We start from the raw sequence: 26,617 nt of genomic DNA on the forward strand, positions 1-26,617 counted from the left end.
AGTCAGGTTGCACTTTTAACTCATATTTACAGCATCATCTTATTTTCACTTACCAAGTCATCAACAAATTGTATTTGATCGTTTTTAAATGATTGTTTAAAAGATAATTAAAGACAAATAAAGAGCGTGAGAATATGTCAAATCAAGAAGGGAAAGTCAGCCGTGAAACTCGAGGACATATTTTTTTAATTGGTCTAGATCGGGCAGCAAAACGCAATGCCTTTGATAGCCACCTCATTAAAGACTTATCACTAGCACTGACCGAATATGAAAATAATGATGCTCTGCGCTGTGCAATTATTTTTGCACATGGTGACCATTTTACGGCGGGTTTAGATTTAGTTGAGTTACAACCTAAGCTTGCTACAGGTATTTTTGATTTTAGTCATGAAGAAATTAACCCGTGGGGTACAGTTGGCCGAAAACTAAGTAAACCATTAATTGTAGCCGTACAAGGTTATTGCTATACAGCTGGCATAGAACTATTTCTTAATGCAGATATTGCAATTGCGAGTGAAAATACTCAGTTTGCGCAAATGGAAGTCCAACGTGGCATCTTACCCTTTGGCGGTGCAACTGCCCGCTTTACTCAGGCAGCAGGTTGGGCCAAAGCGATGCGTTATTTGCTTACAGGTGACTCTTTTGATGCAAAAACCGCCTTTGATATGAACCTGATTACAGAAGTTTGCTCAGAAGGTACGGAGCTTAAACGTGCAATAGAACTGGCTGAAAATATCGCGCAAGCTGCACCACTTGCTGTAAAAGCGACCCTCGCTTCTGCCCGTGAAGCCATTAATGAAGGTTATGAAACTGCTTTTAGCCAATTACAGAGCCATCTTCAGCCTTTACTCACCACAGAAGATGTTCAAGAAGGTGTGTTTGCCATGTTGCAAAAAAGACCGCCTGTTTTTAAAGGTAAATAAAACCTACTCAAACTTATACTTCGCGGTTTAAAACTTATTACTCTCTAAGCATATATGCAAAAAGAAAGCCCACATCATGTGGGCTTTCTTTTTTATTTATTAGGTTTATTCAACTCTAACAATTTTACCAAATTCATCATGGTGAACGACCGTAATTTTTTGGCTACGGCCCTGTTCAATTTCTTGCTCTGGCAAATCAAAGTAGCGTGCATAATCATCTGTCTGTTTCATGTTAAGTGCACTCCCCTCAACACGGCGTTCAGGCAATACATGACTCCATAGCAACAAACCAATTGCACAAGCAATAAGTGCTGTAAAGCCATGCTCAATTCCCACACCAAAGGCACTAAATAAACGGTGTACCAAATGTGTTTTTTGTAGTTCAACCAATAGCCATACAAACACGAACGGACGCCACAACAACAACCAACCGCCCCACATCATGGCTGTGCTTGTTGTAGAAACATAGCGTTTGTGCCATGGTAATTGACGACGTAAATCAATAATCAACGAATTTGTCTTCATTTCTCTTTACCTAACGAAGTGCTGCGGTTTTCCCCAGACATCAATACAGCACGATCTTTAAAATCTCATGACTCTTGCATTTCATCTAACGAATGCCCCGATCCGGGCTCACCCAACGTGCTCGTTTCTCATCTCCACGTCGTAAGACTTTTGGAAATGCCACAATGGTTGCCGAAATGGTGATTAGCCAAAAGACCAATGGATACCAGATCATCCAGAAATAGTTTTTTCCTAGATGCGGTTCATAGCGACTATCCATCCATTTGCTTAAAGCAAACTGAATTAGACAGGTTGCCCCCAATAAAATACCGCTACCATACGGTAAAAATGGGGAACTCACAACGGCTAAAGCAGGGACTGGTAAAATAAAATGTACCAACCACAACACAGCCATTGCCAGCATTAAATATGACCAGACTAAAGTTAAGCAAAGCTCAAACATGAGAGGCCATAAAAAATTCAATTTTGGTTTGGTGAACACATCAATGTTTTTAATTAAAACCTGTGCTCCACCCATTGCCCAACGTAAACGCTGTTTCCACAAACCGTTTAAGGTTTCAGGCATTAAAATCCAGACCAAGGCATTCGGTTCAAAACGAATGTCCCAGCCTGCACGCTGCAATTTCCAAGTAATGTCGATGTCTTCGGTCAACATATTTGGAGACCAATAATCGACTTGGTGAACAGCACTTTTACGGAAAGCGGTAATTACACCAGACACCGTAAACAAACGACCAAATGTACGCTGTGCACGTTTGATCATTCCCACAATCGAAGAAAACTCACCGACTTGAATACGTCCTAACAAAGTTGAACGCGTACGAATACGTGGGTTTCCAGTTACGGCTGCAACTGTTGGGTTCTGAAGAAAATGACGAATCATCCATTTCGCTGCATGCGGGTCAAGCAAAGCATCGCCATCGATACCAATTAAAAACTCGGCATCGGTCATCAGGCTGCCTGCCTGTAGGCCCATTGCTTTACCTTGGTTTTGTGCAAGGTGAACAACACGAAGCTTTTCGTATTGTTCAGCTAAACGGTCCAGCACTTCACCCGTATTATCCGAACTGCCATCATTAATCGCAATCACTTCAAAATTAGGATAGTCCAGTTTTAAAGCATGACTAATGGTTTCCTCTGCATTATCACCTTCGTTAAAGCAAGGAATAAGTACAGCAACTTTCGGATAGCTTTCTAATGGAGCTGGTTGATCGTAAGGTGGAGCCTTACGTTCCTTCCAATAGAAAATGACCGCACCTATCATCCATAGATATGACATAAACAATGGATAATAAAAAACGAATTTTAGGGCGTGCGACCATATTGCAGCAAAGATTGTCATGTTTCAGCCTCGACTACGGCACAAGACGAGATGATTTTTCAGCAAATGCTTTATGCATCACGTTCACGTCCGGATGATCTTTGATTGGGTCATCAGGGTAATATCCGACATGCATTACGCCTTGTTCATAGAGAGAATGAATTGTCGCAGCCATTTCAGTTGAAGGTACCTTTTCGTTATTACGCCAGTTCGTTGCCTGTAGCTCAAAAACTGTTTTCTTAATGCCATTTGGATATTGCTTAACACGATCAACCATATCTTTATAGAATTGATCTGAGTTTTTCACTTGCTCCATATAAGGCATCGCCATAATAGCAGTAAAATCATAACGGTTTAATGACTCTTCAAGTGACTGAGAGTACCAATTTTCCGCATATGGTTTTAAAGCCACTTGCGCATATAAATTACGTGCTGTTAACAGGAATGGCTCATATTGACGAACCTGATCCACAAGCTGCATCGCAAAATCATCTAAATATCTGGTTTTGTATGCAGTCCACTTTTGCAAATCTTCGTCATTTGCACGAATTTTTGCCAAGTCTGTTGGTAAGCCTTGTTTTGCATAAGCTTTTAAAGCATCTGGGCTTGCATCTTCATAATCAGACAGTGTCACATCGTCATGGAATAAAATTCCATTGAAAGACGATGACTTCGCTAAGTCTTGATATATTTCACGGATAGTTTGACGCGCTTCAGGTGAAAAAGGACTTAAACGAATGTATCCCATATTAAGGTGTCCACCCGTTTTATCCTGTTGGGTTACAACCAAATCTTTTGATACAGGATCAGTTTTTGGTAGTTCCCATGCCAATAATGGCATCCACGCATAAATACGGCTTACAGGAGTACGTGTTTGAATTTGCCATGCAACACGGTTAAATAAATCAGCACGCATAGGAATATGTCGATTTGGGAAGTATACCATATCGGCAGAACCATTCGCATCTGCATCAGAGAAAGCCTGCAAATAAACTGTATTTACGCCCATTGCATTAATACGGTCGAGTAAATTACCTAAATTACGCTCTTGCTGTTGCGGGTCTGGATCATAGATATAGTCGAGATCCACATGCATGATTTTTTGCGGACGGTTATTATCCGTTAAATTTAACTCACGGTTTTTAATCTCTTGAGCTAAATCATTTGTGCTCATTCCGCCCTCTACCAAAATACGGCTCATATTTTGTAGAGACTGTTTAGCGTGATCCGCACCATCATCAAGTGTGATGGTAATTGGCATACCAAGCTTTTTAGCAATTTGAACAGTTTGCATATTATAGCGACCATATGGCCACACCATAATACGTGGTGAACGTATACCATGTTCTTTAAGCAACTGATTATTCTTTTTTAAATCGTTATAAATTCGGGCCTGATATTGGCTGTCATTTTCATACGTTTTAGTTTTTACGTCATAAAAACGAGTCGTTGCCGCAGGTTCAGAGTTTCCTTGTGGGTTACCTGTAATACCACGGTGTAAATGATAGCTATGGCTTGCAATTTCAACAAAACCACTGTCTTGCATTTCTTTAAGTTCAGGCCAGCTTAAGATTTTATCACGTGAAATTTCTTCGCCAGAAAAATCAACTTTCTGACTTGCTTTAGGCTCTAACCAAGAACCAACAACTGCAAGTACTACCGGGATTTTTTTAGCCTTAATCACTGGATAGGCATTTTGATAAAAAGACTGATAACCATCATCTACAGTTAATAAAACTGGCTTGGTCGGCAGTGCAGTTTTGCCCTGATGAGCACGAATCAACTGATCTACAGTAATAAAATGGAAACCGTTTTTTTGCAGCCAATCAATATGCTCACTAAACTGTTTCGTGGTCACTGCATATTGAGGAATTAAGGCATTTTTAGTATCGGTAATTTCATGATAGCCAATAACAGTAAGTTCTGAAGCATCTATTTTAGGAGGCTTAGCTAATGCCATACCTGACAAGCCTGCTAAAGCCAAGCCAAGCGTTAGATTCAACAAAGGAGATGCAAAACGGGTAATCATGAAATAGCGTCTCAATAGCAATATAGATTATTTATGTGAAATTTAAACTTAAGAACTAAACCTTATGTCAATTTAGCCCTTAGGTTCAGACTGTTCCAAAGAACAGTTTTTCAGTTCACCTTTATAATCAAATAAACTGAAAATAATCTTAAATATTCAAAAAGCTAAAATATAAATAGTGAATGTATTTATATTTAAAGCTTATATAAAATCAAACCCTAAAGAATTTGATATCACTCATCACGAGTTTTTACGTCAAATAATTCGATTTCAAAAATCAAATTTGAATTTGCCGGAATAATTTTACCCATTTTGCGTTCGCCATAAGCTAAATGCGCAGGAACAATAAGTTTACGTTTTCCGCCCACTTTCATTCCCATGATGCCTTGGTCCCAACCTTTAATCACACGGCCTGTACCAATGACACATTCGAAATAATTTCCGCGGTCAATTGAAGAGTCGAATTTAGTACCGTCTTCTAACCACCCTATATAGTGCGTGGTAATTAAAGCACCTTTAACCGCTTCTTTACCTTCGCCTACTTTTAAATCGATAATTTCTAATTCAGTGATCATAACATTTCCGTTTCATTTAAATTCACAGCTCAGACTCAATCTTTAGTCTAGCAAGTGAAGTTGTAAAATTTGTTTCGCTTTCCAGTTTTACTGTAATTGTGTCCACACCACATTTGCTTGGCCCTTTTCACCAAGCAAAGTCCACTCTGTGTCCATAACATTTAACTGTAACTGCATAGTGCGTTCACAAAGCTGTTCTAGCTCTGCTGTACTTTCAGGTGCAATTTGCCATACCTGAACATTACTCAAAGTTTTAATTTTACTGTTTCTCTTCCACCAGTCTTCGACTTGTGAACCATAAGCAACAATTGCCACATTTTTACAACGGGCACTGGCTTTTTTCACTTTATCTTCAGAAGGTAAACCGACTTCAATCCAGGTTTCTAACTGTCCTGTTAAGTCTTTTTGCCAAAGTGCAGGCTCATCAGTTTCAAAAAGGTCTTTGGTAAATTCAAGGCTATCACTGGCAAAACGTGCAAATGCCATAACACGAACCATTAATCGTTCTAAAGTTTCTGAAGGATGTAAGGCAAGCGTCAATTGATAATCGCCATAAATATGGTCATCCATATTGGCAATGTTCAGATCCGCTTTATAAATTGTTGCTTTAAGCGCCATAGTTGATATGTCCAAAAATTTGGCGCTAAGAATACTCGATTTTAGTTAAAAATTTATAGAAAAAACGCAGTAACCCAAAACTTCTTTCACTCTAAATTTGCATCTTATTCCAAAACATCTAAGCATTTTTAAAGTTGGCGGGCTTTTTGCTTGAGAGGGTTGTATTCCTCTTTTTTTGATTTGATGACTTATGTGGCAAAAACTTAAACGTAGTTTATTCCTACAAGTTCTCTGCGCTCTCTTCCTCGGTATTGCAGTAGGTCTTGGTTTTCATGATTTCTCCCTAGCTTTAAAACCTCTTGGTGATGGTTTTATTTCGCTCATTAAAATGTTGATTGCTCCAATTGTGTTTTGTGTGGTGGTACTGGGAATCTATGGTGCAAACGACATTAAAAAAATGGGCAAAGTCGGTGCAAAAACGATTCTTTATTTTGAAGTAGTCACCAGTATTGCTTTAATTTTGGGAATTATTGTTGCTTATGTCTTTAAACCAGGCGTCGGTATGAATATCGATATTCATCATTTAGATGCTAAAGATTTAAGTACTTATACCGACCGTGCTCATGACATGCATACAGGTTCGGACTTTTTACTCAATATTATTCCGAAAACATTTACGGCTGCTTTTGCCAACGGCGATATTTTACAGATTTTACTTATCGCGATTTTGTTTGGTGTCTCGCTACTCTTAATTCCTAAACATTTAGCAGAGCTGGTACGTCAGGCACTTGAAGCTTTCTCTGAAGTCTTTTTTAAAATTATGGGACTGATTATCCGTTTAGCTCCAATTGGTGTATTCGGTTCAGTCGCATATACCACTGCAAAATTCGGATCAGACTCACTTCTACAACTCGGTTATTTAGTTTTACTCTTTTATGCAACCTGCATTTTATTTGTTGTGGTTGTTCTAGGTTCAATTCTAAAACTTGCTGGTCTCAACATTTTCAAATTTGTAGGTTACTTTAAAGATGAGCTCGCGATTGTTTTAGGTACTGCCTCTTCCGATTCGGTTCTCCCTCAAGTCATGAAAAAGCTTAAAAACTTGGGAATTAAAGATTCAACAGTCGGTCTGGTTATTCCTACTGGTTATTCTTTTAACTTAGACGGCTTTTCAATTTACTTAACGTTAGGCGTGATTTTTATTGCACAGGCCTGCAATATCGATCTCTCTATGCATGACTTGTTGGCTATTTTGCTGGTTTCACTCATTACCTCTAAAGGCGCGCACGGTATTCCGGGGTCTGCTTTAGTGATTCTTGCGGCGACACTTTCAGTCATTCCAAGCTTACCTGCAATTGGCTTAGTGCTTTTATTGTCTGTAGATTGGTTTATCGGGATTATCCGTGCCTGCACCAATTTAATTGGTAACTGTGTTGCGACCGTAGTCGTTGCACATTGGGAAAAAGACATTGACCATGCTCAAGCTAAAGCTATACTCAACATCAAAAAATAGATGAATATTTTTGAGAACATTGAGCTATCTTTTCAATGTTCTCTATTCATCAATTCTGCAATCTAATAATTCATTTTCAAATGCCAGCCAGTCGTGTTCATGTTGGCTAATGATTTCAATACGGTTATCAATGCTCTCTTCACCAGACTTATAATTAAACTGCTCAGGGTTAAAGTTAAAGGTCTTCCATCCCTGATCTGTATTAAAAATTCCCTTAATACGTAGCCAGTCTTGCTGTGCGCACAACACATCGAGCAGAGCATAAAACTCAAATTTCCAACGCTTAGGAAATTTCCAACCCGCCACAATATAACCTTGTGCAGACTCAACATAGTGATAAGGCAATTGATGAATTTCTTTTGCAACTTCAGCTTCGGTCATTTGTTTTTGAAGCTTAAGTAAAGGTTGTATAGAGCGTTCAGTTAAACGAGCAGCGACATCAATTTGTGCTAGTTCAAGTTGACCATGCTCGGTCTTTAGCCATTGCTGCTGATAAGGCTGGTATTCATCTTTAAGCTTATCTAGTGCCTGATCATCTTCAAAAGTCATGGTGTCAGCATGCGACACCACCACAATTTGCGCGGCTTTTAATTGATCTTCATACAGATTTTGTTTAACCCAATTGGTGTCATGCAAACGACTACCATCAACAACCGTGACCAATGCACGCATAGCCAAGCTGTTTTGCCAATGAGGTTCTGTAAGCTGATCAAATAATTGTGAAGGGTGCCCAAGCCCAGTAGGTTCAATAAAGAGTCGGTCTGGCTTTTGTTCACTTAACAAACGAGCCAAAGCAATATGCATGGGAAGTTGGCTACTACAACATAAACAGCCACCTAATAATTCTTTTACGGCATAACCTTCATCTTGAGGTAACAGTTGTTGGTCAACTCCAATTTGCCCAAACTCATTCATTAAGACTGCCCATACTTCATCTTTGGGTTTCTGACTTAATAAATGCTGCAATAATGTGGTTTTTCCTGCACCTAAAAACCCTGAGATAATATGGGTAGGCACAGTTTTTGGGGCAATAAGTTTCACAAGCGGCTCAAATCAACAAGGTTTTAAAAACTAAGAAAGGTATATCACTGTTTAAGTGGCATGGAAAACATTTTTCATTTTGAAGCTATAGTTTTCAATTATCCGGCTAAAACAGCATTTTTGTGACATACCTCTCATCAATAATCTAAATTAACTTTAAATAAAAAATAATTAAACGGAATATTCTATTTATGGGCATTCACAATTCATGCCAGAGTGTTTTGTTTACGTAACTAACTTGGCTTTTTTTTACTCAACAAGAAATATTCTTTCACATTTTTAGCGCTCAACAAGCGCTCCAATTTTACAGTAGACGCACATAAACGGCCCGTATATTTCATATTGTTAAGATAGGCGTAATAGATTGTTAAGTTAATTGATGTAATCCAAAGCTCGGCTTAGCATGTGTCCTAGCTTAGTCATTCAGCCCTACATGTTTTATCAGGTAGGTATGAACGATTAGGTTTGATTTATTTTTTAATGAATTTAAGGATGCCATAAAATGAAATTAGCTAAAACTTTACTCGCGACTACTCTAGCTTTAACTGCTGCTTCAACTTTTGCTGCTTCTAAACATGATAAAGTTCATGCTCCAGCAGAAGATAAAGTTGTAGTTTCAACTCAAGAGCAAGCAAACACTGCAAATGCTGCATCTGAAGCGGTAGGTTCTGCTTCTGAAGCTGCTCCTGCTGCTCAATAATTACCTCTGTACTCTCCTCCAAGCTCAGAGATAATTTTGCTGAAACGAAACAGGACGTTGAATTTCGGTGAAGAAAAAAGATCGAACCATGCTGCGGTTCGATCTTTTTTTAATTTAGTCTTCTTTGTTGTTTAAGAAGTTTTCTTATACATGCTGCAAGAAGGATTATGATTTTCTTGTAGGCGCAACACCTTACGGTGTTCTGCTGCTTCAAATCGACAGCGTTTCCATTCAGTATCGAGTTTTAATTGAGGCACTTCACGTGGTTTACCATGCTCATCAACCGAAACCATCGTGAAATAACAGCTATTGGTGTGGCGAACGGTGCGCTTTTGAATATTCTGTGCTTCTACACGAATACCCACTTCCATTGAAGTACGACCCACATGGTTCACACTCGCTAAAAATGTAACGAGTTCGCCCACATAAATTGGTTCTTTAAAATTTACTTTATCTACAGACAACGTTACGACATAACTGCCTGAATAACGACTTGCACAAGCATAGGCCACTTGGTCTAACAGCTTTAGAATTGTTCCACCATGAACATTACCTGAAAAATTTGCCATGTCTGGGGTCATTAACACTGACATGGTTAATTCTGACTGATCATCAGTTACGGTTGTCATTTCATCTAATGTAGGCATGACTCAACTCTGTCTCAAAACAAGCTCAGAAAACATTATGGTTGATAATTCACAAAAAAAACATGCTTAAATCCACAACATAGCATCGTATTTTTTAATATTGTTAATTCTTTTTTTGAACGAATATTTTTTAAGCTATTATTTTTAATTATTTTTTAGTTTTTCTTAAATAAAAAGCTGAGAAGCAGCCAAAAATAAACTAAAGATGCTATGCCATTTTGTTCCATTTTAAATAACACAGCATCGTTTTATATAAGCCTGGCTATACTTTATGGATCAGTCCAGTAATACCATTAATAATCATATCAACAGCAATCGTACCAATTAACAAAGCAGATAAACGCCCGACAATATCAAAATATCGATCGATGTATTTTGCATGTTTATAGCGTAAATGATCATGTGAAAATTTCATCAAAATCAAAATACTGCATGTTAAAAACATGGTAAACCCAATAACAAGTGCCGCAGCACCTATCGACATTTCAATACCCGTGACCACAGCCGCACTAATGGTGCCTGGTCCAATCATAAAAGGCATAGCGATCGTTCCTGCTAAATGTTCAGGTGCACCGCGCATTTCACCAATGGTGTCGGCTCCCTGAAACACATAGCGATAACCAATCACTAAAAAGATAAGACCACCAAAAATCTGGAAAGCCTCAAAGCGTACGTTCAGGTATTTACTAAAGATTGCTTCACCGCCCCATGCAAACAGCATAAAGACGATATAAGCAATCAAGCTCCCCTGAATTAAAGCTTTGTTAAATACCTTGGTTTCTGAATGGCGGATTAGGCCAATCATATAAATGCTCATTAAAAATGGATTGAGCAAAGAGAAAAATAAAGCAAAAGAATGCAGATATGGTGAAACCATGCATATTCCCCTTAAGCTTGCGGATCTGGGAATAATGGACGGTTCCCAGGGCTAATACGATTAATATGCAAGAACGTCATATGTCTTTCATATTTATCTAAAATGTCATTAATAACCTGTTCTTTACTGTAACCAACAAGGTCGTTGTCTTGAGAACCTTCATAAAGATAGGTTTCGAGACGGTAATAGAACTGTTTGCCTCGTTTTACACGCTGACTAAAGTTAGGCGCGCTATAACGGACAGGCCAAATCTGATACACGAAGTTTTGCTCTTCTTCCAAATGAATGGTGATATCAAGGTGATATAGCGCCTCTTCATCTTCAAGTGGTGTTTGCTGCACGTCTACATTCATACCTTGCTTAATAAGTTCATCAGCAACGGCTTGAACGGCAGGCTGGCAAACGGTATCGAGCATCCGTCTGGTTTCAGTCGTTCCCGGATGATGCATAACCCGAGTCAAACGCTGTTTCCAATTGAGAATATCGACGTTACCTACCACAGGTGCCGCGTTCATACTTCGGCTGGCATGCCTGTAATCTTCAAGTCTAAGCGACTTATAAAGACCAGCCATGACTAGGAACATTACGAAACTAAACGGTAGTCCCATAATGATGGTTGCATTCTGCAAAGCGGTAATCCCGTTGGTCATCAGCATGGCTAGCGTTAATAAACCAATGGCAATTGCCCAGAATACGCTTAACCAACGCGGTGCATCATTATCAATATGCGTAAGCTTGGTCGTGAAGTTACCTAAAACTAATGCACCCGAATCGGCAGAAGTCACATAGAACAAAAGACCTGTCACTGTCGCGATTGAAGCAATGAAGGTAAAACCTGGGTACTGCGCTAACAGGTCATAAAAACCATGTGCCGGATTGGATAATACCGTTGCAGCTAAAGTCTGGTTGCCTTCAAAAATAACACTGTGCAATGCGCTATTACCAAAAATGGATAACCACGTTAAGGTAAATAGCAGAGGAATAATTAAAGTCCCGCACACAAACTCACGAATAGTACGGCCTCTAGAAATACGGGCCAAAAACAACCCTACAAATGGCGACCAAGCAATCCACCATGCCCAGAAGAACAAGGTCCAACTGCTCATCCAATCTTTAGGTTGTTCAAAGGCAAAACTTTGTAAGGCTAAGGTTGGGAAGCGAGTTAAATAATCACCAATATTTTGTACCAGCGCATTGAGTAAAAACTCGGTATTGCCCAAGAATAAAATAAATAGCAAAAGACCAATCGATACATAAATATTGATTTCAGACAAAATCCGAAGGCCTTTATTTACCCCGGATGTCACTGAAATAATACTAATACCGACTGCAATGGCAATCAGTGCAAACTGCATCCAGATATTCTCTGGCAGTCCTAATAAAACATGTAAACCATAGTTCAGCTGTACTACGCCAATCCCACAGGTGGTCGCAATACCAAAAATTGTCCCGATGACGGCGGCAGTATCCACACTATGGCCAATAGCCCCATTAATCCTGTTCCCGAAAATTGGGTAAAGTGCAGAACGAATGGTCAGCGGCAAGTTATAGCGATAACTGAAATAACCGAGTGCCATACCAATCAAGGCATACATACACCATCCGGTCAAACCATAGTGAAACAGCGTCCACACCATACTTTGGCGTGCTGCTTCATAGGTCTGGCCTACGCCAACAGGTGGCTGCATATAATGAGATAATGGCTCGGCCACCGAGAAGAACATTAAATCGATACCAATACCTGCCGAAAACAGCATGGCAGACCAACTCAGTAAACTAAACTCAGGCTTTGAATGTTTAGGACCAAGCTTAATTTCACCATATCGTGAGCAGGCAATGAAAATTACAAACACCATATACAGCGTAGCAGCTAGTAAATAATACCAGCCAAATGTTGACGTTACCCACGCAAGAACGGTGTTAATGGTTCGATTTGCGAAATCGTTAAATAAAAAAGTAACGAGAGAAAAGATTAAAATGATTAGAGCTGAAATATAAAAAACCACACGGTTAAGCGGGTCTTTTTTAGATTTAGATAATGTTAAATCATCAACTGCTCTTGGATTATCTGTTGCCATACAATCCTCAAGGAATAGAAGAAAAATAAAATATTCAATTTAGTCTTTTCACTATTTAACAATAATGAAAAGACTGCTTTGAACGCAAAAAATATAAATAAATGTGATGAACCAAGGTTATAAAACCTCAGTCACTTTATTCTGGTCACAATTCGATGGAATAGAAATGTCTTTTGAAATAGCTAACTGCTTTTTCGCAACATTCGGGTCAAAATCATCTTGCTTTAAGGCTTTGGCTAGACCAAACATATAAAGCAAAATAATGACTGAAAATGGTAAACCACATAACACCACTGCACTTTGCATGGAGTTAAAACTACCTGCTAATAATAAGCCGATACTTACAATGGTAATGACCACAGACCAAAAGATGCGTAACCAGATCGGTGAATCACTATCACTGGTGCCCCCTTTCGAGGACAAATTGGCGATCATTAGTGTACCAGACCCAACAGGGGTCAAAAATAAAACGAAACAAATTACAACAACAATCCCGGCAATATACGGATTAAACGGGAGATATTCGAGTAATTTGAATAATGACAACGCTGGGTCACTTAAAACCATATCACCTAAAGCTTTCTGCTTTTGGTTGAGAATAAAATGAATTGCGGTGTTTCCAAAAATCGAGATCCAAGCCAAGGTAAAACCTAATGGAATGAGACATACACCCAAAACCACTTCACGAATGGTTCGGCCTTTGGAAATTCGGGCAATAAACATTCCTACAAAAGGTGCCCAAGCAATCCACCATGCCCAATAAAACACAGTCCATGAACCCAACCACCCACTGGCTTTTTGATTGTATAAATACATATCAAAGCTTTTACCCATAAAATTGTTGAGGTAATCACCGACATTTTGAACAAGACCATTTAACAAATGGTTCGTCGGTCCTGTTAAAAATACAAATAAAAGTAAAGCATAGAGCAAACGCAAATTAATACGCGATAACCATGCCAGACCTTTTTCAATACCCACTACTGTTGTGATGGTCGCCACACTCATCATGACGAGAACAGCTGTAATTAAGGTTGCAGAGCTATGTGGTATTTCAGGAATTAAATAACAAATACCTGAAACCAACACTAAAGCACCAATACCTAAGTTGGTCACCAAAGAAATAACGGTCGCCAAAATACCAAAGCCATCGACAAAATCGCCAACTAGCCCATGAACTCGCTCTCCGAAAATTGGATAGAGCGCCGAGCGCAATGCAAGCGGTAAATCTTGTCTAAAAGCAAAGTAACCTAAAGTCACACCGAGTAAAGCATAAAGCACCCAGCCATGAATACCCCAATGCAAAAAGCTATAGGTCATAGCATTGCGGGCGGCCTGAATAGTACCTGCTTCACCTTCGGGTGGTCTTAGAAAATGGTCAACAGGTTCAGCAACACCATAATAAAGTAGCGCGATACCAATACCTGCCGAAAACAGCATTGAGGTCCAAGCCAAATAGCCAAACTCAGGTTTGTCGTGGTCTTTTCCTAAAGGAATCTGTCCTACTTTTGAGAAGGCAAGCCAAGCCACAAAGCCTAAACACAGCACAATCACCAACATGTAATACCACCCGAAAAAGTGGTTTACTTGCTCTTGCACATAGGTCAGCCAAAACTGACTTTTTTCTGGAAACAGCACAAATAATAGGCCAAAAATGCCGATACTGACTGCCGAACTCCAAAATACAAAACGATTTAACCGAATATGGTCTGAAGAATATCCATCACTTTTCAACACCATCTTATTGCTCCTTGCAATCGGTGTATTTTTTCCAAAATAACGTGATAAGTACCGGACTTATGCGCATCATCCTATCCGTAAGAACTTCTGATTCTATCTCTTCTACCCCGAAGTAAGATTCAAAAATTCATTGATTTTTACACATCATACTTGTTATTGATTGAACGTTCAATCAATAACAAGTATGATAAAAAAAGTGCTATGATGCTCTGCAAGTTAACATGCTGAATTTAAAGCACCCGTAAAAGTGCTGATGTGGACAATCATGACAAAACGCAGAGTAAAACCAGAGCATGTGCGCCGTGAAGAGATTATGAACGCTGCACTCGACGTAATTTATGAAGTGGGGTTATCCAATACCACCATTGCACAAATTGCAAAAAAAGCCGAGTTGTCGACCGGTATTGTCAGCCATTACTTTGGCGACAAACAAGGGTTAATAAATACCTGTATGCAAGAAATGCTCAATGTTTTGCGTCGGAAAACCGAACAGTACAGAGCAGAAGCAGATTCGCATCCGGAAAGCCAGATTAAGGCAATTATTGACTCTAACTTTGACATTAGTCAGGTAAATGAAAAAGCAATGCGGGTCTGGTTAGACTTTTGGTCTGCAAGCATGCATGTACCGGACCTGAGCCGTTTGCAAAAGATTAATGATCAACGCCTGTATTCCAACTTGAAGTTTTATTTTCTCAAGTTAATGGATGAACAACAGGCCAGTGTTGCCGCAAGGGGTCTGGCAGCATTGATTGATGGATTATGGCTACGTGGCAGTTTAAGCCGTCACAATGAATTTGACAGCGAACTGGCCCGTTCCATTGCTTACGATTATGTAAAAACGCAATTGCAATTTGCGAACAAGCCTTTGCAGGAGAGACAAAATGAGTGATGTACAAGTTCATCAATTGTATATCCATGGACGCTACGTTGAAGCAACCAGTGGTAAAACATTTAATAGTATTAACCCTGCCAACGGCGAAATTATCGCGACTCTTCAACAGGCATCTGAACAAGATATTGAAGCTGCTGTAAAAAGTGCCCAACAAGGACAAAAAATCTGGGCAGCCATGACCGCTATGGAGCGTTCACGTATTTTACGCCGTGCTGTCGATATTCTCCGTGAACGTAATGATGAGCTTGCCCGTCTTGAAACACTCGACACCGGTAAAGCCTACAGCGAAACATCTACAGTTGATATTGTGACTGGTGCAGATGTACTCGAATACTACGCAGGGCTTGCAACAGCTATTCAGGGCGAACAAGTTCCACTTCGCGAATCAAGTTTCTTTTATACACGCCGCGAACCTTTAGGCGTGGTTGCAGGTATTGGTGCCTGGAACTATCCAATTCAAATCGCTTTATGGAAATCTGCCCCTGCTCTTGCAGCCGGCAACGCTATGATTTTCAAGCCAAGCGAAACCACACCACTCACTGCATTTAAACTTGCAGAAATCTATACAGAAGCTGGTTTACCAGACGGCGTATTTAACGTGGTACAAGGTGCTGGCCGTGAAATTGGTCAATCGCTCACTGAACATCCTGTGATTGAAAAAATCTCATTCACTGGTGGTGTGGAAACTGGCAAAAAAGTCATGGCAAGTGCTGCTGGCTCTACCTTAAAAGAAGTGACCATGGAACTTGGTGGTAAATCACCACTGATTATTTGTGAAGATGCCGACCTTAACCGTGCCGCAGATATTGCAGTCATGGCGAACTTCTTTAGCTCGGGTCAAGTATGTACTAACGGTACGCGCGTATTTGTCCCACAATCACGTTTAGCCGACTTTGAAAAAGCTGTGGTAGAGCGTGTAAAACGTATTCGCATTGGTGACCCAATGGCTGAAGACACCAACTTCGGTCCGCTCACCAGCTTCCCTCATATGGAAAAAGTGTTGTCTTTCATTGAGTCAGGCAAACAACAAGGCGCTAAAGTGTTAATTGGTGGTGGTCGTGCGACCGAAGGCGAGCTTGCCAAAGGTGCTTATGTACTACCGACAGTATTTAGCGATTGCACTGACCAGATGGCCATTGTTCAAGAAGAAATTTTTGGACCTGTCATGAGCATTTTAAGCTATGAAACCGAAAAAGAAGTCATCCGTCGTGCCAACGACACCACCTTTGGTTTAGCTGCTGGCGTTGTCACTCAAGATATTAGCCGCGCTCATCGCATTATTCACCAGATTGAAGCTGGTATTTGCTGGATTAACACGTGGGGCGAATCGCCTGCCGAGATGCCAGTCGGTGGCTATAAACAATCTGGTGTAGGCCGCGAAAATGGCTTAACCACGCTTGGGCACTATACCCGTATCAAATCTATTCAAGTTGAACTTGGCGATTATCAAAGCATTTTTTAATGCCCCTATCGCTCTAAACACTTCAACCTAAATCACATATGCCGAGCAGTCTTTATAGATTGCTCAGGCAAACTGTTAGTAAAAAAAGGATAGTTATGAATATTAAAGAATATGATTACATTATTATTGGCGCAGGATCTGCCGGAAATGTACTCGCTGCGCGTCTTACTGAAGACAAAGATACCACCGTTCTACTTTTAGAAGCAGGTGGACCAGATTATCGCTTGGATTTCCGTACACAAATGCCGGCAGCTTTGGCCTACCCTCTTCAAGGTCGTCGCTATAATTGGGCTTATTTAACTGACCCAGAGCCACACATGAACAACCGTCGTATGGAGTGTGGTCGTGGTAAAGGTTTAGGTGGCTCATCTTTAATTAATGGCATGTGCTATATCCGCGGTAACGCAATGGATTTAGAACAATGGGCGACCCATAAAGGCCTTGAAAACTGGACTTATGCCGATTGTTTGCCTTACTACAAAAAAGCCGAGACTCGTGACATTGGTGGCAACGACTACCACGGTGATAGCGGTCCTGTATCAGTGGCTACGCCAAAAAATGGCAATAACGTGCTATTCCATGCCATGGTTGAAGCTGGTGTACAAGCAGGTTATCCACGTACTGATGACTTAAATGGTTACCAGCAAGAAGGTTTTGGTCCAATGGACCGTACAGTTACGCCTAAAGGCCGCCGTTCAAGTACCGCACGTGGTTATTTGGATATGGCAAAAGGTCGTCCAAATCTGACTATTTTGACTCACGCGACGACCAACAAAATCTTGTTTAACCAAAAGCAAGCGATTGGTGTTGAATACATTATTGGTGCTGATCAAAACAACTTACAACGTGCCTTGGTTAAACGCGAAGTATTACTTTGCGCAGGCGCAATTGCGTCACCGCAAATTTTACAGCGCTCAGGCGTAGGTCAAAGTACCTTCTTAAAATCAATGGACATTGATGTGGTTCATGATTTGCCGGGTGTAGGCGAAAACCTGCAAGACCATTTAGAAATGTACTTACAGTATAAATGTAAGCAACCCGTTTCTTTATACCCTGCCTTGAAATGGTATAACCAACCTGCGATTGGTGCCGAGTGGTTATTTAACGGCACAGGTATTGGTGCAAGTAACCAGTTTGAAGCGGGTGGATTTATCCGTAGTTCGGATGAGTTTAAGTGGCCAAATATTCAGTACCATTTCTTACCAGTTGCCATTAACTACAACGGTAGTAATGCAGTAAAAGAACACGGCTTCCAAGCCCATGTGGGTTCAATGCGCTCGCCTTCACGCGGTCGTATCAAACTTAAATCGAAAGACCCGTTTGCGCACCCGAGTATCTTGTTTAACTACATGTCGACTGAACAAGACTGGCGTGAGTTCCGTGATGCAATTCGTATTACACGTGAAATCATGCAGCAACCTGCACTTGACCCATATCGTGGTGATGAAATTAGCCCGGGCAAACATTTGCAAACCGATGCAGAGCTTGATGACTTTGTTCGTAACCATGCAGAAACGGCTTACCACCCGTCTTGTAGCTGTAAGATGGGTGAAGATGAGATGGCAGTTGTAGATGGTCAAGGCCGTGTACACGGTATGAATGGTTTACGTGTGGTTGATGCCTCAATTATGCCGCTCATTATTACCGGTAACTTAAATGCAACCACCATTATGATTGCCGAGAAAATTGCAGACCAAATTCGTGGGCGTGAAGCGTTGCCACGTTCAACTGCACCGTTCTATGTCGCGTCATAAAACCGTTAAGGGCATATTTCCTATACAGAGATATGCCCTTAATTTAATAGGTACTGCACAAGCATTAATAAGAACTATGTATGACAAAAAATAAGCGGCTATAAGCTAAACATTTACATAAATATGGCATGAAATAAAAATTAATCTATTTTTATAGGCAAATTATCCTCAAATGATTCAAGTTTAACCAAAATTATTTTAATCATTAATTATCAAATAATTAAATCAAAATATCAGCAAAAAATAATCTTACAAAAGCTTAATTTGGTCAAATATAAATCATATTTATGATTTTGATGAACCCCATTTATTATAAAAATTGTCTTGTCAATGCAAAATTAGTCTAAAATATAGAGTGTTTGCGATAATCCCAAGTAATTTTTCTTTTTTTAAAGTTCTCTGTTTTGGAGAATTTTACTTTCGCATTTATATCCATTTTGTCTGGATACGCTGTCTAGGTTTCCTCACACCTTAAGTGACTCAAATAACTTATTTTAAGGTCCCCCTTACATGAAAAAGTTTTTGAAATACCTTCTGGTATTAATCATTCTTATTTTAATTGCAGGTATTGTTTTCTTGTTTAGACCAATTGCGTCAAAACAAGTACAAACTGCAAAAGATGAGCCAGTTGTTGATGCTGTTCTTGTTGGCGGCGGCATCATGAGTGCCACTCTCGGTACTTATTTCACTGAGCTTGAACCGAATTGGCAAATTCGTATGTATGAACGTCTTGACCAAGTTGCTCAAGAAAGTTCAAACGGCTTTAACAATGCCGGAACAGGCCACTCTGGCTTTATGGAAATGAACTATACCGAAGAAAAAAACGGTAAGATGGAAATTGTCAAAGCTGAAAAAGTTGCTTCTCAGTTTGAAGTCGCTAAACAGTTCTGGTCATATCAGGTAAAACAAGGCGTTTTAGCTGAACCAAAATCATTCATTAACCCTGTTCCACACATTGCTTTCGTTTGGGGCGATAACGTTCAGTTCTTAGAAAAACGTTATGCTGCCATGATTCAAAGCCCGTTGTTCAAAGGTATGAAATTTACTGAAGACCCAGCTGTGATTAAGCAATGGGCACCTTTGGTGATGAACGATCGTGACCCAACTCAAAAAGTTGCAGCGACTCGTATGGAAGTTGGTTCAGACGTAAACTACGGTTCAATCACGAATCAGTTAGTGAAACACTTAAACCAAAACCCAAATTTCAAATTACAGACTTCAACTGAAGTGACTGGCATCAGCCAAAATGATGACAAAACTTGGACTGTGTCTTTTAAAGATTTGAAAACTGGTAAAACAGATCACGTTAAAACGCGTTTTGTGTTTATCGGTGCAGGTGGTGCAGCGGTTAAATTATTGCAACTTACTGGTTTACCAGAAGCGAAACAATATGCTGGCTTCCCTGTAGGTGGTGAGTTCTTAATTACTGATAACCCAGCAATTACGTCTCAACATACTGCAAAAGTATATGGTCGTGCTGAACTTGGTGCGCCTCCAATGTCTGTACCACATATTGATACACGTTATATCGACGGTAAAAAATATGTATTGTTTGGACCATTTGCAACGTATTCAAACAAGTTCCTGAAAAATGGTTCACAGCTTGATTTACTTGCATCAACCAACAAAAACAACATTTTACCAATGACGACTGTTGGCTTGGAAAACCTTGATCTTGTTAAATACTTGGTCAGCCAAGTGATGATGTCAGACCAAGACCGTCTAAATGAACTTCGTAAATACTACCCAGATGCGAAAGCTGAAGACTGGCGTTTAAGCCAAGGTGGTCAACGTGTTCAGATCATCAAGAAAGAACCGGGTAAACCTGCGACACTTCAATTCGGTACAGAAATCTTTGCTTCTAAAGACGGCGCTGTAACTGCATTGTTAGGTGCGTCTCCGGGTGCTTCGACTTCTCCATACATCATGCTTAACTTGCTTGAAAAAGCTTTCCCTCAGCAAACTGAAGGTAAGTGGAACCAAAAGCTTCATGAAATCGTGGTTTCTTATAAGCAAGACTTGAGCAAAGACCCAGTGTTACTCGACAAAGTTCGTCAGTACACAAGTTCTACGCTTGGCTTGAACTATACATCTCCGTTCAAAGCTGCAAACGATGAAACTGCTGCTGCCCCTGTTGCAAAAGCAAACTAAGTTTGACGATGTATAAATAAAACTCCAAAAGGATGAATTTCGATTCGTCCTTTTGTTTTTTTAAGACCTCAGTTGAGATATAGATTCGCTATGACGCCTTTAAACGCATCACCTCGCCTCTTGTCATTTTGTTTTAAACTCGTACTTGTTTTGCTACTGGCTTATCTTTTGTTAAGCGGGTTTTATATGTGGATGATTGGTGGTACAGCAATTTATGTCAGCTCAGCCATATTATTTATTATCACTGCCTATGCATTTAAGCTCGGCAAGTACCAGAGAATCTGTTCAGTTTTAAATATACTGCTAAGTGCAGTCGCGTTATATTTCAGCACAGCTCATCTATTTTTCTCACCTCTCCAGTTCTTTATATTTTTACCTGCACTATTTTTTGTTCTACTAGCTTTTTCCCGCCTAAATAAACTTAGTAATGTATTTAAGGTTTTAATAGTGATCAGTTTATTGGTGTGGTCAGGTATACATTTTTCACAGCTTAAACAACTTCAAACCTATTATAAAACACAGCATACAGGTGAAAGCTGGCAACAATATGGCGCTTTGTAAGATCGTTTTCATTCTATGTTTGCCAACCAATACACGCTCATTTTCACGTGAAGTTCATCAGTAAAACTGAACAGCATCTACAGAATTCCTTTTAAGAAAAAATTTTCATAACCATCTCATTTTTTTTGAAATATATCGAGCATATTAGTGATTGAATAGAATACACCTACGCGTTAGATTAGCTGAATTATTTTTCTCCCTTTATGTTGTAATTTATGAAAATTTTAGATGGCGGTTTAGGCCGTGAATTGGCCCGTCGTGGCGCTCCATTTCGTCAACCAGAATGGTCTGCTTTAGCACTTATTGAAGCACCTGAAACAGTAAAAGAAGTCCACCTCGACTTTATCAATGCTGGTGCAGAAGTCATCACGACTAACAACTACGCAGTTGTACCATTTCACATTGGTCAGGAACGCTTTGAAACTGACGGCGTACGTTTAATTAAAGTTGCCATCGAACAAGCGAAAAATGCAGTTAAAGAAAGCGGTAAAAATGTCAAAATCGCAGGCTGCTTACCACCGTTATTTGGTTCTTACCGTGCAGACTTGTTCCAACCAGAACAGGCTAAAAACCTAGCTGAGCCTATCATTAACACATTGGCACCAGAAGTAGATTTCTGGCTCGCTGAAACTCAGTCTTGCTTAAAAGAAGTTGAAACAGTACACGCGTTATTGCCACAAGATGGTAAGGACTATTGGGTGTCATTTACGCTGCAAGATGAAATTAAACAAGAACAAGCTTTACTTCGTTCAGGCGAAAACATGCAGCAAGTGGCTGATTTCATCAAACAATCCAATGCCAAAGCAGTGTTGTTTAACTGCTGCCAACCTGAAGTGATCTTGCAAGCGATTAATGAGATTAAAGGACTCATTCCAGAGTCTGTACAAATTGGCGCCTATGCCAACGCTTTCCCACCGCAAGATGAAAGCGCTACAGCCAACGATGGTCTGGATGAAATTCGTAAAGACTTAGATGCTCCAGCTTATCTTGGTTTTGCTAAACAATGGCAGAAAGCAGGTGCAAGTTTAGTTGGCGGTTGTTGTGGTATCGGACCAGAACACATTGCTGAACTTTCTCAATTTTTTAAAGAATAAATACCATGTCTGCTGCCAAAATTGGACTATTGTCTCTTACAGCGCTGGTCTTTAGTTCTATGGTGGGGTCAGGCGTATTTAGCCTACCCCAAAATATGGCTCAAGTCGCTAACGGCTCTGCCCTTCTTGTTGCATGGCTCATTACTGGGGTCGGCATTATTTTCTTAGCCCTGTCATTGTTGCATTTAACGCGTCAACGACCAGATCTTGACGGTGGTATTTATAACTATGCGCGGGAAGGTTTTGGAGACCTCATCGGGTTTTGCTCGGCGTGGGGCTATTGGTTGTGTACTACCATTGGTATTGTCGGTTATGTAGTGATTGCCTTTTCAGGCGTCGGCATGTTTACCGACAGCAAAGACCACGTTATTTTTGGTGAGGGTAATACGCTCTACTCACTGATTGGATCAAGCATTTTTGTATGGCTGGTGCACTGGTTAGTGAGTCGAGGCATTAAAGAAGCTGCGATTGTGAATTTACTGGCGACCATTGCCAAAATTATTCCAATGGTGGTTTTCATCTTCTTTACCTTTATTGCCTTTAAGTTTGATTTGTTCAAACTCAACTTAAATGACTTCTCTTTAAAAGTTCCGCTTTGGCAACAAGTAAAAGACCTCATGCTGATTACCCTTTGGGTATTTACCGGTATTGAAGGTGCTGTGGTTTTATCATCACGCGCAAAAAAGCGTCATGACATTGGTAAAGCGACTATATTAGGTGTGTTACTAGCGTTAAGTTTTTACATCATGGTCACAGTACTGGCTTATGGTGTGGCAAGTCGTGAAGCACTTGCAGGCATGCATAACCCATCTATGGCGACTATTTTGCAGCAGCTCATCGGCTTACCGGGTACTATCGTTATAACCATCGGGCTTATTATTTCAGTTTCTTCGTCTTATTTAAGCTGGACGTTATTTGCGACTGAAATTCCATTTTTGGCGGCAAAAAATGGTGCATTCCCGAAATTATTTTTAAAGAATAATCAAAATAATGTACCCATTTCATCGCTTTGGCTCACCACCATTGTGGTGCAAGGCTCCCTCATTGCCGTGTATTTTTTCAATAAAAACTACACCCAGCTTTTACTGATTTCATCGGTAATGATTTTGCTGCCTTATTTTCTGGTGTCGGCTTTTTATCTAAAAGAATCCATTCGCCACAAACGTATGCCACATATTGCCATTGCAAGTGTCGCTTCAATTTATGCGCTTTGGTTGCTCTATGCCGCAGGCTTAGACTTACTGTTGTTGTCTGGCGTGTTGTATTTGGTCGGCTTGGTTATTTTTTCAATTAGCTACTTTGAGCATAAAAAATCACTCAAACAAAATCAGCTTAATTAATCATTTCAACCACTGTTGAGTCGTTTCAGCAGTGGTTTTCTAAAAACAAAATTTTCTATTTTGAAGGCTGTGACTGCTTTAAATGCAACCTTAAAATACGGCGTAATTCTAAAATCGCCTCAGGGCTAGTTTGTATTGAATGCCCACCTTTAATAATCAGTTCTGATTGCTCTCCACCTAAATGTGAACTTTGATACGGCACAATCCCATCGCTCATTTTTGACTTATCTGTCGTACCATTTATATTGCCCATAATCGAGTGATACACCACATTGGACGATGGCTGAATGGCTTGAGTGAGCTTCATAAAGTTAGATGAACGACTTAAATTACTCGCTCCATTTTCAATTAAGCCTTTTCTGAGTTTGGTATTTTTTTCATCTCTCATTTCAACTGCAATAAAAAAGTCAGCAGGCAAACGAATAATGCGACGGGCAATTTGGGTAAACCATCGGTCAGCATAGTCAGTACCATGATGCGGCGCCGAAACAAAAACAACCCGCTTAAAATAAGGCAAAGCTTTGAACTGAAAACGCTCTAGCACCACTGGATTTTCTTTTAAACGGTTTAGCTGGGCTTCATTCATTTTTTGCATGGCTTGCTCTGAAATATCGGCATCGCTTACTAATAAGCGACTGATCACTCCACCCATACTATGCCCAACCAACACGGCATCATGAGCAGCATAGCTGTCTTTAGCAACGTTTTGGAAAGCTTGATTCAACAATGAGTAAATCTGAAAGCGGCTTTCAAAAATCGGCATATTGGTTGAATAAAATACCTGCCAAACTTGATAGTTATTTCTTAATTCGGCATCGCCCATAATGTCATTGGTTAGACTCACCCATGCTTCTGGGCTACTTGCCAAACCATGAACAAACACAATAATTTTCTTATTCGGGTTAAAGGGTTCCAGCATATATAAATGCGGCATAATCAAATTGGCTTCTTTATTAATTAAAGACCAATAACCTGCTGCACCTAAATTATATTTTGACAGCCAAAGCCCATAAGGTGCTGAATAGTTTGCCGTGAGTGGATAGTCCACACCTTCAACTTTTACACGGTCCTGTCGGTATGGGTCGAACATGGAAATTTCCAAATCTGCCCCAGCAATGATCTGATCGGCTGTGGCCTTTTGTTTTGGGTAGGCAATGGCAGTTACTGGAAAGAAGCGTGGTAAATGTATGTTCGGATTACTCTGGTGAGCGTAAAAAGCATCGGGGTCTAAAATAAAACCATGATTTACATCATGCTCCTTGCGACCAACAATAAACTCGGCTCCTAAACCGTCCTTACGGTTGACGGTATTAAACCCTGAAAAGTTCATGTTATAGCTAGAGCGAAAGGTATCGACTTCAATATTTTGTACATCTACTGCATGATCAAAGTTAACGTGGTACTCATGCCCATCTGCTTTTAGTAGCGGTGGGAAATAAAGCGTATTTAAATGATTAAAATACGTGGTCATAAGCTTTGACAAAGCCACGTTATAAAAAATACGTACCTGATTTTGCCGATGGTCAAATACCCGATCGAACGGCGACTCTTCAGAGTCAAACAAATAAACATAGCTATAACGCAAGCTTTTATCAAACAGTGCTAACTCTTGCTCGACACAGCTATTATTTTTACTGCCAACATTACACTGGCTACTACGTCCCACATCTAAAGCTTTGGCTAAGTAAATTTCACTCAGCGCAGCATAACGTTCTTCTCGGCTGCTATTTTCAGACAGCCCCTGAATTTTCTTTAAACAATCGTCAAAATTTTGCAGACAAGACTTTTCATTTTCTTTGACCAAATACAGCAAGTTTTGGGTTTGATGGCTTAAAGTATTGTCGGTCAAAATGCTTTCATTTTTACTTTTTAAAGCGCTGCTTAAGTTACTTTCTTTTAAATGAATGACCTGACAACCGCTAAGCAGTCCCATTATTGCAAGCACTAAATAATGGCCAGACTTTGTCATTGTGCATTCCTTTATCGAATGTATTTCCCCATTCGTCATTATGCCTGTAAAGCTGTGAACGAACAATTTCAGCTCAACTTCAATGGTGCGTTATAGAAAAAATAAAAGCCCGAATTTTTTTAAATTCAGGCTCTTTCAACAGCTCTGTTTAAGCTTGTTTAAACTTCTGCTGTGAAGCCAAATAAGAAAAATAAAGGATAGGTAAAATAAACGGCGCTACACTCCAAAAGTCAAAATAGACATAAAGCACAGCCCCCATAAAAGCACCAATCACAAAGCCAATGACAATACTGGCACTTTTAAGCAGACTTGCCCGATTGGCTGCGTTATTGTTTTTAAGCAAGTTGGCAATATCAATACCAAGCTGGGTGGTGTTGCCTGTCATCATGGTACTTGGGCTAATATTTTTAATGAGGGTTTTACTTGAAGTATTACGAATAGCTAAGGCAATTAAACCGAGGCCACCCGTGATAGCAACAGTAATCGCATCGGCATTTTTAAATGGCTCAAAGTAAAGCCCAGCAACCATAAAGGCACACAGGAAAATAGCTTCAAATAAAAATAAATAAGACAGTGTTTTGTGTTTAACCTGACTACGGTCAATTAACAGTTTGGTAATCACCACCGTCAAAATAAACAATGGAATAGCAGCAAGCTTAATCCAGACACCTGTACCACCTTTCACCAAAGCCGCTCCTGCCAGTACCAAGTTACCCGTGACATGCGCGGTAAAAAAACCAAATAACGCAATAAAGCCAATGGTATCAATTGCTCCACCCACCATAGTCAGTAAAACAGGATCTCGACATAGTGCCCATGTACTTTGTGTCTCTTGTTGAATTGAGGTCTCTGGCATAAGCAGCATCC

The 26,617-nt window shown here is 40.0% G+C and carries 22 protein-coding genes; 10 read left to right on the forward strand and 12 right to left on the reverse strand.

The window, feature by feature from the left end:
• The first annotated feature begins 134 nt into the window (after positions 1-134).
• On the forward strand, positions 135-923 hold the full coding sequence (locus AC1PJ9_RS00485; protein ID WP_263613128.1) for a crotonase/enoyl-CoA hydratase family protein: 789 nt from the start codon (positions 135-137) through the stop codon (positions 921-923).
• Positions 924-1,028: 105 nt separating this feature from the next.
• Here AC1PJ9_RS00485 and pgaD read toward each other — a convergent pair whose 3' ends face one another.
• The 5 genes from pgaD to AC1PJ9_RS00510 form a co-directional block, all read right to left on the reverse strand.
• Complete coding sequence (pgaD, locus tag AC1PJ9_RS00490) at positions 1,029-1,448, reverse strand: poly-beta-1,6-N-acetyl-D-glucosamine biosynthesis protein PgaD (RefSeq protein ID WP_263613127.1); 420 nt, start codon at positions 1,446-1,448, stop codon at positions 1,029-1,031.
• Between the two features lie 85 nt (positions 1,449-1,533).
• The gene (pgaC, locus tag AC1PJ9_RS00495; protein ID WP_261491610.1) at positions 1,534-2,790 is read right to left on the reverse strand and encodes a poly-beta-1,6-N-acetyl-D-glucosamine synthase; all 1,257 of its coding nucleotides are present in this window, start codon (positions 2,788-2,790) and stop codon (positions 1,534-1,536) included.
• A 13-nt stretch (positions 2,791-2,803) separates the two neighbouring features.
• Complete coding sequence (pgaB, locus tag AC1PJ9_RS00500) at positions 2,804-4,798, reverse strand: poly-beta-1,6-N-acetyl-D-glucosamine N-deacetylase PgaB (protein ID WP_263613126.1); 1,995 nt, start codon at positions 4,796-4,798, stop codon at positions 2,804-2,806.
• A 233-nt stretch (positions 4,799-5,031) separates the two neighbouring features.
• The gene (locus AC1PJ9_RS00505; protein ID WP_311072184.1) at positions 5,032-5,373 is read right to left on the reverse strand and encodes an FKBP-type peptidyl-prolyl cis-trans isomerase; all 342 of its coding nucleotides are present in this window, start codon (positions 5,371-5,373) and stop codon (positions 5,032-5,034) included.
• Between the two features lie 87 nt (positions 5,374-5,460).
• Positions 5,461-5,991 carry a YaeQ family protein gene (locus tag AC1PJ9_RS00510; protein WP_311072186.1) on the reverse strand — a complete coding sequence of 177 codons (531 nt, stop codon included), beginning with the start codon at positions 5,989-5,991 and terminating at the stop codon, positions 5,461-5,463.
• A 190-nt stretch (positions 5,992-6,181) separates the two neighbouring features.
• Between AC1PJ9_RS00510 and dctA the strand changes: the two genes are divergently transcribed.
• Entirely contained in the window at positions 6,182-7,444 is a 1,263-nt protein-coding gene (gene dctA, locus AC1PJ9_RS00515) for a C4-dicarboxylate transporter DctA (protein ID WP_311086426.1), read from the forward strand.
• Positions 7,445-7,486: 42 nt separating this feature from the next.
• Here the strand turns inward: dctA and AC1PJ9_RS00520 are convergent, their stop codons facing one another.
• The gene (locus AC1PJ9_RS00520; RefSeq protein WP_311086427.1) at positions 7,487-8,485 is read right to left on the reverse strand and encodes a CobW family GTP-binding protein; all 999 of its coding nucleotides are present in this window, start codon (positions 8,483-8,485) and stop codon (positions 7,487-7,489) included.
• Between the two features lie 502 nt (positions 8,486-8,987).
• Here AC1PJ9_RS00520 and AC1PJ9_RS00525 point away from each other — a divergent pair.
• Positions 8,988-9,185, forward strand: a complete 198-nt coding sequence (locus tag AC1PJ9_RS00525; protein WP_002054416.1) for a hypothetical protein — start codon at positions 8,988-8,990, stop codon at positions 9,183-9,185.
• Positions 9,186-9,316: 131 nt separating this feature from the next.
• Here AC1PJ9_RS00525 and AC1PJ9_RS00530 read toward each other — a convergent pair whose 3' ends face one another.
• The 4 genes from AC1PJ9_RS00530 to AC1PJ9_RS00545 all read right to left on the reverse strand — a co-directional run bounded on the left by AC1PJ9_RS00530 (position 9,317) and on the right by AC1PJ9_RS00545 (position 14,527).
• On the reverse strand, positions 9,317-9,832 hold the full coding sequence (locus AC1PJ9_RS00530) for an acyl-CoA thioesterase (RefSeq protein ID WP_004703199.1): 516 nt from the start codon (positions 9,830-9,832) through the stop codon (positions 9,317-9,319).
• 262 nt (positions 9,833-10,094) lie between these two features.
• The gene (locus tag AC1PJ9_RS00535; RefSeq protein ID WP_002054351.1) at positions 10,095-10,709 is read right to left on the reverse strand and encodes a MarC family protein; all 615 of its coding nucleotides are present in this window, start codon (positions 10,707-10,709) and stop codon (positions 10,095-10,097) included.
• A gap of 11 nt (positions 10,710-10,720) precedes the next feature.
• Positions 10,721-12,787, reverse strand: a complete 2,067-nt coding sequence (locus AC1PJ9_RS00540) for a choline transporter (protein ID WP_077170077.1) — start codon at positions 12,785-12,787, stop codon at positions 10,721-10,723.
• Between the two features lie 117 nt (positions 12,788-12,904).
• Positions 12,905-14,527 carry a BCCT family transporter gene (locus AC1PJ9_RS00545; RefSeq protein ID WP_087606739.1) on the reverse strand — a complete coding sequence of 541 codons (1,623 nt, stop codon included), beginning with the start codon at positions 14,525-14,527 and terminating at the stop codon, positions 12,905-12,907.
• Positions 14,528-14,792: 265 nt separating this feature from the next.
• On the opposite strand from AC1PJ9_RS00545, the gene betI reads away from it, so the two are divergent.
• From betI to AC1PJ9_RS00580, 7 genes are all read left to right on the forward strand, one after another.
• Complete coding sequence (gene betI, locus AC1PJ9_RS00550; RefSeq protein WP_000166965.1) at positions 14,793-15,416, forward strand: transcriptional regulator BetI; 624 nt, start codon at positions 14,793-14,795, stop codon at positions 15,414-15,416.
• A complete protein-coding gene (betB, locus tag AC1PJ9_RS00555) occupies positions 15,409-16,881 on the forward strand; it encodes a betaine-aldehyde dehydrogenase (RefSeq protein WP_311086428.1) in 1,473 nt (490 codons plus the stop codon). Before betI ends, betB begins: the two co-directional genes overlap by 8 nt.
• A 95-nt stretch (positions 16,882-16,976) precedes the next feature.
• Positions 16,977-18,635 carry a choline dehydrogenase gene (gene betA / locus AC1PJ9_RS00560; RefSeq protein ID WP_004888295.1) on the forward strand — a complete coding sequence of 553 codons (1,659 nt, stop codon included), beginning with the start codon at positions 16,977-16,979 and terminating at the stop codon, positions 18,633-18,635.
• A gap of 510 nt (positions 18,636-19,145) precedes the next feature.
• Positions 19,146-20,786: a malate dehydrogenase (quinone) gene (gene mqo / locus AC1PJ9_RS00565; RefSeq protein ID WP_311086429.1), complete on the forward strand. Its 1,641-nt coding sequence runs from the start codon at positions 19,146-19,148 to the stop codon at positions 20,784-20,786.
• 90 nt (positions 20,787-20,876) lie between these two features.
• On the forward strand, positions 20,877-21,347 hold the full coding sequence (locus AC1PJ9_RS00570) for a hypothetical protein (protein WP_311086430.1): 471 nt from the start codon (positions 20,877-20,879) through the stop codon (positions 21,345-21,347).
• A 215-nt stretch (positions 21,348-21,562) separates the two neighbouring features.
• Positions 21,563-22,441, forward strand: coding sequence for a homocysteine S-methyltransferase family protein (locus AC1PJ9_RS00575; protein ID WP_072618352.1), 879 nt, complete (start codon positions 21,563-21,565; stop codon positions 22,439-22,441).
• Positions 22,442-22,446: 5 nt separating this feature from the next.
• Entirely contained in the window at positions 22,447-23,781 is a 1,335-nt protein-coding gene (locus AC1PJ9_RS00580) for a basic amino acid/polyamine antiporter (protein ID WP_311086431.1), read from the forward strand.
• A 55-nt stretch (positions 23,782-23,836) separates the two neighbouring features.
• Here AC1PJ9_RS00580 and AC1PJ9_RS00585 read toward each other — a convergent pair whose 3' ends face one another.
• Both AC1PJ9_RS00585 and AC1PJ9_RS00590 read right to left on the reverse strand, forming a co-directional pair.
• Positions 23,837-25,750: a lipase family alpha/beta hydrolase gene (locus AC1PJ9_RS00585; RefSeq protein ID WP_311086432.1), complete on the reverse strand. Its 1,914-nt coding sequence runs from the start codon at positions 25,748-25,750 to the stop codon at positions 23,837-23,839.
• 148 nt (positions 25,751-25,898) lie between these two features.
• Complete coding sequence (locus tag AC1PJ9_RS00590; RefSeq protein WP_039254153.1) at positions 25,899-26,606, reverse strand: YoaK family protein; 708 nt, start codon at positions 26,604-26,606, stop codon at positions 25,899-25,901.
• Between the last annotated feature and the right edge of the window lie 11 nt (positions 26,607-26,617).

It is taken from the genome of Acinetobacter sp. 70_2 (assembly GCF_056736115.1).